The sequence below is a fragment of the Niveibacterium sp. COAC-50 genome (assembly GCF_013184235.1).
GTDB classification, from domain to species: domain Bacteria; phylum Pseudomonadota; class Gammaproteobacteria; order Burkholderiales; family Rhodocyclaceae; genus Niveibacterium; species Niveibacterium microcysteis.
On the sequence record NZ_JABCJM010000008.1, the window covers coordinates 142,684 to 155,112 of the forward strand.

Annotated in this window: 1 protein-coding gene, 4 tRNA genes and 6 rRNA genes; all 11 read left to right on the forward strand. The window is 54.3% G+C overall.

Annotation, left to right across the window (positions count from 1 at the left end):
• The first annotated feature begins 16 nt into the window (after positions 1 to 16).
• The 11 genes from dnaB (at position 17) to rrf (HH302_RS20875) (ending at position 12,381) form a co-directional block, all read left to right on the forward strand.
• The gene (gene dnaB, locus HH302_RS20825; protein ID WP_172204728.1) at positions 17 to 1,408 is read left to right on the forward strand and encodes a replicative DNA helicase; all 1,392 of its coding nucleotides are present in this window, start codon (positions 17 to 19) and stop codon (positions 1,406 to 1,408) included.
• Positions 1,409 to 1,829: 421 nt separating this feature from the next.
• Positions 1,830 to 3,360 (forward strand): 16S ribosomal RNA (locus HH302_RS20830).
• A gap of 66 nt (positions 3,361 to 3,426) precedes the next feature.
• A tRNA-Ile gene (locus tag HH302_RS20835) sits at positions 3,427 to 3,503 on the forward strand.
• A gap of 37 nt (positions 3,504 to 3,540) precedes the next feature.
• Positions 3,541 to 3,616: transfer RNA gene (locus HH302_RS20840), tRNA-Ala, on the forward strand.
• A gap of 254 nt (positions 3,617 to 3,870) precedes the next feature.
• A 23S ribosomal RNA gene (locus HH302_RS20845) occupies positions 3,871 to 6,756 on the forward strand.
• A gap of 77 nt (positions 6,757 to 6,833) precedes the next feature.
• A 5S ribosomal RNA gene (gene rrf, locus HH302_RS20850) occupies positions 6,834 to 6,946 on the forward strand.
• A 318-nt stretch (positions 6,947 to 7,264) separates the two neighbouring features.
• Positions 7,265 to 8,795: ribosomal RNA gene (locus HH302_RS20855) — 16S ribosomal RNA — on the forward strand.
• Positions 8,796 to 8,861: 66 nt separating this feature from the next.
• Positions 8,862 to 8,938 (forward strand) — tRNA-Ile (locus HH302_RS20860).
• Positions 8,939 to 8,975: 37 nt separating this feature from the next.
• Positions 8,976 to 9,051: transfer RNA gene (locus tag HH302_RS20865), tRNA-Ala, on the forward strand.
• Between the two features lie 254 nt (positions 9,052 to 9,305).
• A 23S ribosomal RNA gene (locus tag HH302_RS20870) occupies positions 9,306 to 12,191 on the forward strand.
• Positions 12,192 to 12,268: 77 nt separating this feature from the next.
• A 5S ribosomal RNA gene (rrf, locus tag HH302_RS20875) occupies positions 12,269 to 12,381 on the forward strand.
• Together the 16S, 23S and 5S rRNA genes with 4 tRNA genes alongside form the textbook arrangement of a ribosomal RNA operon.
• Positions 12,382 to 12,429 lie beyond the last annotated feature (48 nt).

Here is a 12,429-nt window from a genome sequence, read left to right on the forward strand (position 1 = left end):
CGATTCGAGGTAATTCATGTCCCAGTTCAGTATGTCCGCCGACGCGCCCGATCCGTTGCTTGCCAAGCTCAAGCTGCCGCCACACTCAATCGAGGCGGAGCAGTCCTTGATTGGTGGCCTGCTGCTGGACAACGAGGCATGGGACCGCATCGCTGATCTGGTCAACGAAAGCGACTTCTACCGCGACGACCATCGTCGGATCTTTCGGCACATCGCCACCTTGGTCGAGCAGGGCAAACCTGCCGACGTCGTGACTGTGTTCGAGTCGCTCGACAAGTCGGCGGAGGCCGCACAAATCGGTGGCCTTGCCTATCTGGCCGAAATCGCAAACAACACCCCGTCGGCGGCGAATATTCGTCGCTACGCCGAGATCATTCGCGAGCGCTGCATTCTGCGTCGACTGGTCACAATCGGCGATGACATCGCGGCCAATGCGCTCGCGCCTGCCGGTCGTGATGCCAAGGACCTGCTCGATCAGGCTGAAGCGAAGATCTTCGAGATCGCCGAGTCAGGCGCACGCCACGCCTCAGGCTTTGTGCCGATTCAGCCGGTGCTCGGGCAAGTGGTCGACCGCATCCAGGAGCTCTACGACCGCGACGACCCGGACGAAGTCACGGGAATTCCCTACGGCCTAGTTGATCTAGATGACAAGATGTCGGGCCTGCACGGCAGCGACATGATTGTTATCGCCGGCCGCCCTGGTATGGGAAAAACCACTTTTGCGCTGAATGTGGCCGAAAACGTCGCCATTCATTCAAAGCTCCCCGTTGCGATCTTTTCGATGGAAATGCCCGCGACCCAGTTGGCAATGCGTTTCATCGCGTCCGTTGGGCGACTCGATCAGACCCGGTTGCGCAGCGGCAAGCTGACTGACGACGACTGGCAGAACCTAACGATGGCGCTTGGGCTGCTCCACGAAGCGCCCATCTTCATCGATGAAACGCCTGGCCTGAACCCGACCGATCTGCGCGCGCGCTGCCGTCGCCTGCATCGTCAATGCGGGAAGCTGGGCCTGATCGTCATCGACTACCTCCAGCTGATGACCTCGCTGAAGGAGACCGATAACCGCGCGCAGGAGCTCTCCGACATTTCGCGGTCGATCAAATCGCTGGCCAAAGAACTCAACGTGCCGATCTTCGCGCTCTCGCAGCTCAACCGCAGTCTTGAGCAGCGCCCCAACAAGCGCCCGGTTGCGTCGGATCTTCGAGAGTCGGGCGCCATTGAGCAGGACGCGGACATCATCATGTTCATCTACCGCGACGAGATCTATAACCCGGACTCTCCGGACAAGGGCACGGCTGAGCTGATTGTTGGCAAGCACCGTAATGGCCCGACCGGCACAGTGCGCCTGACGTTCCGCGGCGAGAGCACGCGTTTCGAGAACTACGTCGCAGCACCGAGCTACTGACGCGACACAGCTTTTCGGCTATCAGCGTAAATAGGCGAGCGAGCGCAAATTAGAAAATATTGCTTTGGCAGTTGACGCGAAAAGGCGGGGTCGCTATAGTCTCACCTCTCTGCTGCTGACGAAGCGAAAGCAACGGCGCGGCAGGGTTTCAAGCGGTTCTGGCTGTCGCGAAATGCGGCAGCGAAAATGAAAAGCTTGACAGAAAATTTTGAGTTGGTAATATAGCCGGCTCAGCACAAACGACGCAGTCGGGTGTGCGCAGTAAGAAGTTGAGCAGTTTGCAGTTGATCTTTAAAAATTTGGACAACCGATAAGTGTGGGTGCTCGGTTGAAGCGAATCGAAACTTCGGTTTCGAAAAAGCAAGAGACTTGAGTGCCAATACTACATCGTCAGTGATGATGAGTTTGGCCAATTTGGATTGAACTTAAGAGTTTGATCCTGGCTCAGATTGAACGCTGGCGGCATGCCTTACACATGCAAGTCGAACGGATCTAGGGGCTTGCTCCTAGGTTAGTGGCGAACGGGTGAGTAATGCATCGGAACGTACCCAGTCGTGGGGGATAACGTAGCGAAAGTTACGCTAATACCGCATACGTCCTGAGGGAGAAAGCAGGGGATCGCAAGACCTTGCGCGATTGGAGCGGCCGATGTCGGATTAGCTAGTTGGTGGGGTAAAGGCCTACCAAGGCAACGATCCGTAGCTGGTCTGAGAGGATGATCAGCCACACTGGGACTGAGACACGGCCCAGACTCCTACGGGAGGCAGCAGTGGGGAATTTTGGACAATGGGCGAAAGCCTGATCCAGCCATGCCGCGTGAGTGAAGAAGGCCTTCGGGTTGTAAAGCTCTTTCAGACGGAAAGAAAACTTCGAGGCTAATACCTTCGGAGGATGACGGTACCGTAAGAAGAAGCACCGGCTAACTACGTGCCAGCAGCCGCGGTAATACGTAGGGTGCGAGCGTTAATCGGAATTACTGGGCGTAAAGCGTGCGCAGGCGGTTTTGTAAGACAGCTGTGAAATCCCCGGGCTCAACCTGGGAACTGCGGTTGTGACTGCAAGACTTGAGTACGGCAGAGGGGGGTGGAATTCCTGGTGTAGCAGTGAAATGCGTAGATATCAGGAGGAACACCGATGGCGAAGGCAGCCCCCTGGGCCTGTACTGACGCTCATGCACGAAAGCGTGGGGAGCAAACAGGATTAGATACCCTGGTAGTCCACGCCCTAAACGATGTCGACTAGTTGTTCGGAGGGTAAAACCTTTGAGTAACGTAGCTAACGCGTGAAGTCGACCGCCTGGGGAGTACGGCCGCAAGGTTAAAACTCAAAGGAATTGACGGGGACCCGCACAAGCGGTGGATGATGTGGATTAATTCGATGCAACGCGAAAAACCTTACCTACCCTTGACATGTCAGGAACTTTCCAGAGATGGATTGGTGCCCGAAAGGGAGCCTGAACACAGGTGCTGCATGGCTGTCGTCAGCTCGTGTCGTGAGATGTTGGGTTAAGTCCCGCAACGAGCGCAACCCTTGTCATTAGTTGCTACGCAAGAGCACTCTAATGAGACTGCCGGTGACAAACCGGAGGAAGGTGGGGATGACGTCAAGTCCTCATGGCCCTTATGGGTAGGGCTTCACACGTCATACAATGGTCGGTACAGAGGGTTGCCAAGCCGCGAGGTGGAGCCAATCCCAGAAAGCCGATCGTAGTCCGGATCGTAGTCTGCAACTCGACTACGTGAAGTCGGAATCGCTAGTAATCGCGGATCAGCATGCCGCGGTGAATACGTTCCCGGGTCTTGTACACACCGCCCGTCACACCATGGGAGTGGGTTTCACCAGAAGCAGGTAGCCTAACCGCAAGGGGGGCGCCTACCACGGTGGGATTCATGACTGGGGTGAAGTCGTAACAAGGTAGCCGTACCGGAAGGTGCGGCTGGATCACCTCCTTTCTAGAGCAAAGCAGATGCCGAGCTCCCACAACTTATCGGTTGTTCAGTAAAGACAGCGGACGTGCAGGGTCTGTAGCTCAGCCGGTTAGAGCACCGTCTTGATAAGGCGGGGGTCGTTGGTTCGAATCCAACCAGACCCACCATCAAATACTGATGGGTTCGGCTCGTACCACGGAACATGGGGCTGTAGCTCAGCTGGGAGAGCACCTGGTTTGCAACCAGGGGGTCGTCGGTTCGATCCCGTCCAGCTCCACCAATCTTGGTTACGTCAAAAGTCGCGTCATGAATGCAGATGGTGTCTGCATTCATGACTCTTCTTGAGTCAGCTGTCGATCTTTAAAAATCTGGAAGGCATGTATGAAGTCAGCGTGATGAGCGCTGAGCTTCATAGGTTGTGATTGCATCGAATTACATTCCATCCTTTGAACCAGCGATGGGGTGTAAAGAAACATTTGGCGTTTGAATCGAACACTGTAGCCGCCTGAAGCAATTCAGGGTTCAAGGTTATAGGATCAAGCGACTAAGTGCATGTGGTGGATGCCTTGGCGATCACAGGCGATGAAGGACGTGGCAGTCTGCGAAAAGCCTCGGGGAGCTGACAAGCAAGCTTTGATCCGGGGATGTCCGAATGGGGAAACCCACCTCTTACGAGGTATCCCGCACTGAATACATAGGTGCGCGGAGGCGAACGCGGCGAACTGAAACATCTAAGTAGCCGCAGGAAAAGAAATCAACCGAGATTCCCATAGTAGTGGCGAGCGAATTGGGAAGAGCCTGTACGTGATAATCGAATTGCTAGTGGAACGGTCTGGAAAGTCCGGCAATAAAGGGTGATAGCCCCGTACGCGAAAGCAAATCGATGGTACTAAGCGTACGACAAGTAGGGCGGGGCACGAGAAACCCTGTCTGAACATGGGGGGACCATCCTCCAAGGCTAAATACTCGTGATCGACCGATAGTGAACAAGTACCGTGAGGGAAAGGCGAAAAGAACCCCGGGAGGGGAGTGAAATAGATCCTGAAACCGCATGCATACAAACAGTGGGAGCCTCCTTGTGGGGTGACTGCGTACCTTTTGTATAATGGGTCAGCGACTTACGTTCAGTAGCGAGCTTAACCGAATAGGGGAGGCGTAGCGAAAGCGAGTCTGATAAGGGCGCTTTAGTTGCTGGGCGTAGACCCGAAACCGGATGATCTACCCATGGCCAGGATGAAGGTTGGGTAACACCAGCTGGAGGTCCGAACCCACTAGTGTTGAAAAACTAGGGGATGAGCTGTGGGTAGGGGTGAAAGGCTAAACAAATCCGGAGATAGCTGGTTCTCCCCGAAAGCTATTTAGGTAGCGCCTCGTGTATCACTCTCGGGGGTAGAGCACTGTAATCGTTGAGGGGGTCATTGCGATCTACCTCGCGATAGCAAACTCCGAATACCGAGAAGTGCGAGCACGGGAGACAGACCTGGGGTGCTAACGTCCTGGGTCAAGAGGGAAACAACCCAGACCGCCAGCTAAGGCCCCAAATGCGTGGCTAAGTGGAAAACGAGGTGGGAAGGCATAGACAGCTAGGAGGTTGGCTTAGAAGCAGCCACCCTTTAAAGAAAGCGTAATAGCTCACTAGTCGAGTCGTCCTGCGCGGAAGATGTAACGGGGCTCAAGCCACGAGCCGAAGCTGCGGATGTGTCTATGACACATGGTAGGGGAGCGTTCCGTAAGCCTGCGAAGGTGGATCGAGAGGTCTGCTGGAGGTATCGGAAGTGCGAATGCTGACATGAGTAGCGATAAAACGGGTGAAAAGCCCGTTCGCCGAAAGCCCAAGGTTTCCTACGCAACGTTCATCGGCGTAGGGTGAGTCGGCCCCTAAGGCGAGGCAGAAATGCGTAGTCGATGGGAAACAGGTCAATATTCCTGTACCGCTCTTTGATGCGATGGGGGGACGGAGAAGGTTAGGTCAGCCGGGTGTTGGACGTCCCGGTTCAAGCCTGTAGGCGTGCTGCGTAGGCAAATCCGCGCGGCTTAGCTGAGGGGTGATAACGAGCGAACTTGTTCGCGAAGTGACTGATACCAAGCTTCCAGGAAAAGCCTCTAAGCTTCAGTCAAAGAGTGACCGTACCGCAAACCGACACAGGTGGGCAGGTTGAAAATACCAAGGCGCTTGAGAGAACTCAGGAGAAGGAACTCGGCAAATTGATACCGTAACTTCGGGAGAAGGTATGCCCCGGTAGCTTGTAGGAGTACATCCGAAGGGCGATGGGGCCGCAGAGAATCGGTGGCTGCGACTGTTTAATAAAAACACAGCACTCTGCAAACACGAAAGTGGACGTATAGGGTGTGACGCCTGCCCGGTGCCGGAAGGTTAAGTGATGGGGTGCAAGCTCTTGATCGAAGCCCCGGTAAACGGCGGCCGTAACTATAACGGTCCTAAGGTAGCGAAATTCCTTGTCGGGTAAGTTCCGACCTGCACGAATGGCGTAACGATGGCCACACTGTCTCCTCCTGAGACTCAGCGAAGTTGAAATGTTTGTGAAGATGCAATCTACCCGCGGCTAGACGGAAAGACCCCATGAACCTTTACTGTAGCTTTGCATTGGACTTTGACGGGGCTTGTGTAGGATAGGTGGGAGGCTATGAAACGGTGACGCTAGTTGCCGTGGAGCCGTCCTTGAAATACCACCCTGGCGTCGTTGAGGTTCTAACCTTGGTCTGTGAATCCAGATCGGGGACCGTGCATGGTAGGCAGTTTGACTGGGGCGGTCTCCTCCTAAAGGGTAACGGAGGAGTACGAAGGTCTCCTAGGTACGGTCGGAAATCGTACTGATAGTGCAATGGCAAAAGGAGGCTTGACTGCGAGACCCACAAGTCGAGCAGGTGCGAAAGCAGGTCATAGTGATCCGGTGGTTCTGTATGGAAGGGCCATCGCTCAACGGATAAAAGGTACTCTGGGGATAACAGGCTGATTCCGCCCAAGAGTTCACATCGACGGCGGAGTTTGGCACCTCGATGTCGGCTCATCACATCCTGGGGCTGTAGCCGGTCCCAAGGGTATGGCTGTTCGCCATTTAAAGTGGTACGTGAGCTGGGTTTAAAACGTCGTGAGACAGTTTGGTCCCTATCTGCCGTGGGCGCTGGAAGTTTGAGGGGGCCTGCTCCTAGTACGAGAGGACCGGAGTGGACGGATCTCTGGTGTACCGGTTGTCACGCCAGTGGCATTGCCGGGTAGCTAAATCCGGAAGAGATAACCGCTGAAAGCATCTAAGCGGGAAACTCGCCTCAAGATGAGACTTCCCTCGAGACTCGATCTCGCTAAAGGGTCGTGGAAGACCACCACGTTGATAGGCTGGGTGTGGAAGCGCAGTAATGCGTTAAGCTAACCAGTACTAATTGCCCGTGCGGCTTGATCCTATAACCTTGAGCTAATCAAGGTGTGCGACATATCGCCAAATCAGCGATCGCAACCTATACATGCCTACCAGTTACAGTCTGACGCCCATAGCGCTTTGGTACCACCCCTTCCCATCCCGAACAGGACCGTGAAACAAAGCCGCGCCAATGATATTGCGGTCTCCCGTGAGAAAGTAGGTCAGCGTCAGACTACCCCATTCAAAAAACCCCCGCCGCTATTAAGCCGGTGGGGGTTTTTCTTCCCTGGAAGAGCGAGAGTGTTTTGATGAATCAAAACGGCGCTTGACAGAAAATTTTGAGTTGGTAATATAGCCGGCTCAGCACAAACGACGCAGTCGGGTGTGCGCAGTAAGAAGTTGAGCAGTTTGCAGTTGATCTTTAAAAATTTGGACAACCGATAAGTGTGGGTGCTCGGTTGAAGCGAATCGAAACTTCGGTTTCGAAAAAGCAAGAGACTTGAGTGCCAATACTACATCGTCAGTGATGATGAGTTTGGCCAATTTGGATTGAACTTAAGAGTTTGATCCTGGCTCAGATTGAACGCTGGCGGCATGCCTTACACATGCAAGTCGATCGGATCTAGGGGCTTGCTCCTAGGTTAGTGGCGAACGGGTGAGTAATGCATCGGAACGTACCCAGTCGTGGGGGATAACGTAGCGAAAGTTACGCTAATACCGCATACGTCCTGAGGGAGAAAGCAGGGGATCGCAAGACCTTGCGCGATTGGAGCGGCCGATGTCGGATTAGCTAGTTGGTGGGGTAAAGGCCTACCAAGGCAACGATCCGTAGCTGGTCTGAGAGGATGATCAGCCACACTGGGACTGAGACACGGCCCAGACTCCTACGGGAGGCAGCAGTGGGGAATTTTGGACAATGGGCGAAAGCCTGATCCAGCCATGCCGCGTGAGTGAAGAAGGCCTTCGGGTTGTAAAGCTCTTTCAGACGGAAAGAAAACTTCGAGGCTAATACCTTCGGAGGATGACGGTACCGTAAGAAGAAGCACCGGCTAACTACGTGCCAGCAGCCGCGGTAATACGTAGGGTGCGAGCGTTAATCGGAATTACTGGGCGTAAAGCGTGCGCAGGCGGTTTTGTAAGACAGCTGTGAAATCCCCGGGCTCAACCTGGGAACTGCGGTTGTGACTGCAAGACTTGAGTACGGCAGAGGGGGGTGGAATTCCTGGTGTAGCAGTGAAATGCGTAGATATCAGGAGGAACACCGATGGCGAAGGCAGCCCCCTGGGCCTGTACTGACGCTCATGCACGAAAGCGTGGGGAGCAAACAGGATTAGATACCCTGGTAGTCCACGCCCTAAACGATGTCGACTAGTTGTTCGGAGGGTAAAACCTTTGAGTAACGTAGCTAACGCGTGAAGTCGACCGCCTGGGGAGTACGGCCGCAAGGTTAAAACTCAAAGGAATTGACGGGGACCCGCACAAGCGGTGGATGATGTGGATTAATTCGATGCAACGCGAAAAACCTTACCTACCCTTGACATGTCAGGAACTTTCCAGAGATGGATTGGTGCCCGAAAGGGAGCCTGAACACAGGTGCTGCATGGCTGTCGTCAGCTCGTGTCGTGAGATGTTGGGTTAAGTCCCGCAACGAGCGCAACCCTTGTCATTAGTTGCTACGCAAGAGCACTCTAATGAGACTGCCGGTGACAAACCGGAGGAAGGTGGGGATGACGTCAAGTCCTCATGGCCCTTATGGGTAGGGCTTCACACGTCATACAATGGTCGGTACAGAGGGTTGCCAAGCCGCGAGGTGGAGCCAATCCCAGAAAGCCGATCGTAGTCCGGATCGTAGTCTGCAACTCGACTACGTGAAGTCGGAATCGCTAGTAATCGCGGATCAGCATGCCGCGGTGAATACGTTCCCGGGTCTTGTACACACCGCCCGTCACACCATGGGAGTGGGTTTCACCAGAAGCAGGTAGCCTAACCGCAAGGGGGGCGCCTACCACGGTGGGATTCATGACTGGGGTGAAGTCGTAACAAGGTAGCCGTACCGGAAGGTGCGGCTGGATCACCTCCTTTCTAGAGCAAAGCAGATGCCGAGCTCCCACAACTTATCGGTTGTTCAGTAAAGACAGCGGACGTGCAGGGTCTGTAGCTCAGCCGGTTAGAGCACCGTCTTGATAAGGCGGGGGTCGTTGGTTCGAATCCAACCAGACCCACCATCAAATACTGATGGGTTCGGCTCGTACCACGGAACATGGGGCTGTAGCTCAGCTGGGAGAGCACCTGGTTTGCAACCAGGGGGTCGTCGGTTCGATCCCGTCCAGCTCCACCAATCTTGGTTACGTCAAAAGTCGCGTCATGAATGCAGATGGTGTCTGCATTCATGACTCTTCTTGAGTCAGCTGTCGATCTTTAAAAATCTGGAAGGCATGTATGAAGTCAGCGTGATGAGCGCTGAGCTTCATAGGTTGTGATTGCATCGAATTACATTCCATCCTTTGAACCAGCGATGGGGTGTAAAGAAACATTTGGCGTTTGAATCGAACACTGTAGCCGCCTGAAGCAATTCAGGGTTCAAGGTTATAGGATCAAGCGACTAAGTGCATGTGGTGGATGCCTTGGCGATCACAGGCGATGAAGGACGTGGCAGTCTGCGAAAAGCCTCGGGGAGCTGACAAGCAAGCTTTGATCCGGGGATGTCCGAATGGGGAAACCCACCTCTTACGAGGTATCCCGCACTGAATACATAGGTGCGCGGAGGCGAACGCGGCGAACTGAAACATCTAAGTAGCCGCAGGAAAAGAAATCAACCGAGATTCCCATAGTAGTGGCGAGCGAATTGGGAAGAGCCTGTACGTGATAATCGAATTGCTAGTGGAACGGTCTGGAAAGTCCGGCAATAAAGGGTGATAGCCCCGTACGCGAAAGCAAATCGATGGTACTAAGCGTACGACAAGTAGGGCGGGGCACGAGAAACCCTGTCTGAACATGGGGGGACCATCCTCCAAGGCTAAATACTCGTGATCGACCGATAGTGAACAAGTACCGTGAGGGAAAGGCGAAAAGAACCCCGGGAGGGGAGTGAAATAGATCCTGAAACCGCATGCATACAAACAGTGGGAGCCTCCTTGTGGGGTGACTGCGTACCTTTTGTATAATGGGTCAGCGACTTACGTTCAGTAGCGAGCTTAACCGAATAGGGGAGGCGTAGCGAAAGCGAGTCTGATAAGGGCGCTTTAGTTGCTGGGCGTAGACCCGAAACCGGATGATCTACCCATGGCCAGGATGAAGGTTGGGTAACACCAGCTGGAGGTCCGAACCCACTAGTGTTGAAAAACTAGGGGATGAGCTGTGGGTAGGGGTGAAAGGCTAAACAAATCCGGAGATAGCTGGTTCTCCCCGAAAGCTATTTAGGTAGCGCCTCGTGTATCACTCTCGGGGGTAGAGCACTGTAATCGTTGAGGGGGTCATTGCGATCTACCTCGCGATAGCAAACTCCGAATACCGAGAAGTGCGAGCACGGGAGACAGACCTGGGGTGCTAACGTCCTGGGTCAAGAGGGAAACAACCCAGACCGCCAGCTAAGGCCCCAAATGCGTGGCTAAGTGGAAAACGAGGTGGGAAGGCATAGACAGCTAGGAGGTTGGCTTAGAAGCAGCCACCCTTTAAAGAAAGCGTAATAGCTCACTAGTCGAGTCGTCCTGCGCGGAAGATGTAACGGGGCTCAAGCCACGAGCCGAAGCTGCGGATGTGTCTATGACACATGGTAGGGGAGCGTTCCGTAAGCCTGCGAAGGTGGATCGAGAGGTCTGCTGGAGGTATCGGAAGTGCGAATGCTGACATGAGTAGCGATAAAACGGGTGAAAAGCCCGTTCGCCGAAAGCCCAAGGTTTCCTACGCAACGTTCATCGGCGTAGGGTGAGTCGGCCCCTAAGGCGAGGCAGAAATGCGTAGTCGATGGGAAACAGGTCAATATTCCTGTACCGCTCTTTGATGCGATGGGGGGACGGAGAAGGTTAGGTCAGCCGGGTGTTGGACGTCCCGGTTCAAGCCTGTAGGCGTGCTGCGTAGGCAAATCCGCGCGGCTTAGCTGAGGGGTGATAACGAGCGAACTTGTTCGCGAAGTGACTGATACCAAGCTTCCAGGAAAAGCCTCTAAGCTTCAGTCAAAGAGTGACCGTACCGCAAACCGACACAGGTGGGCAGGTTGAAAATACCAAGGCGCTTGAGAGAACTCAGGAGAAGGAACTCGGCAAATTGATACCGTAACTTCGGGAGAAGGTATGCCCCGGTAGCTTGTAGGAGTACATCCGAAGGGCGATGGGGCCGCAGAGAATCGGTGGCTGCGACTGTTTAATAAAAACACAGCACTCTGCAAACACGAAAGTGGACGTATAGGGTGTGACGCCTGCCCGGTGCCGGAAGGTTAAGTGATGGGGTGCAAGCTCTTGATCGAAGCCCCGGTAAACGGCGGCCGTAACTATAACGGTCCTAAGGTAGCGAAATTCCTTGTCGGGTAAGTTCCGACCTGCACGAATGGCGTAACGATGGCCACACTGTCTCCTCCTGAGACTCAGCGAAGTTGAAATGTTTGTGAAGATGCAATCTACCCGCGGCTAGACGGAAAGACCCCATGAACCTTTACTGTAGCTTTGCATTGGACTTTGACGGGGCTTGTGTAGGATAGGTGGGAGGCTATGAAACGGTGACGCTAGTTGCCGTGGAGCCGTCCTTGAAATACCACCCTGGCGTCGTTGAGGTTCTAACCTTGGTCTGTGAATCCAGATCGGGGACCGTGCATGGTAGGCAGTTTGACTGGGGCGGTCTCCTCCTAAAGGGTAACGGAGGAGTACGAAGGTCTCCTAGGTACGGTCGGAAATCGTACTGATAGTGCAATGGCAAAAGGAGGCTTGACTGCGAGACCCACAAGTCGAGCAGGTGCGAAAGCAGGTCATAGTGATCCGGTGGTTCTGTATGGAAGGGCCATCGCTCAACGGATAAAAGGTACTCTGGGGATAACAGGCTGATTCCGCCCAAGAGTTCACATCGACGGCGGAGTTTGGCACCTCGATGTCGGCTCATCACATCCTGGGGCTGTAGCCGGTCCCAAGGGTATGGCTGTTCGCCATTTAAAGTGGTACGTGAGCTGGGTTTAAAACGTCGTGAGACAGTTTGGTCCCTATCTGCCGTGGGCGCTGGAAGTTTGAGGGGGCCTGCTCCTAGTACGAGAGGACCGGAGTGGACGGATCTCTGGTGTACCGGTTGTCACGCCAGTGGCATTGCCGGGTAGCTAAATCCGGAAGAGATAACCGCTGAAAGCATCTAAGCGGGAAACTCGCCTCAAGATGAGACTTCCCTCGAGACTCGATCTCGCTAAAGGGTCGTGGAAGACCACCACGTTGATAGGCTGGGTGTGGAAGCGCAGTAATGCGTTAAGCTAACCAGTACTAATTGCCCGTGCGGCTTGATCCTATAACCTTGAGCTAATCAAGGTGTGCGACATATCGCCAAATCAGCGATCGCAACCTATACATGCCTACCAGTTACAGTCTGACGCCCATAGCGCTTTGGTACCACCCCTTCCCATCCCGAACAGGACCGTGAAACAAAGCCGCGCCAATGATATTGCGGTCTCCCGTGAGAAAGTAGGTCAGCGTCAGACTACCCCATTCAAAAAACCCCCGCCGCTATTAAGCCGGTGGGGGTTTTT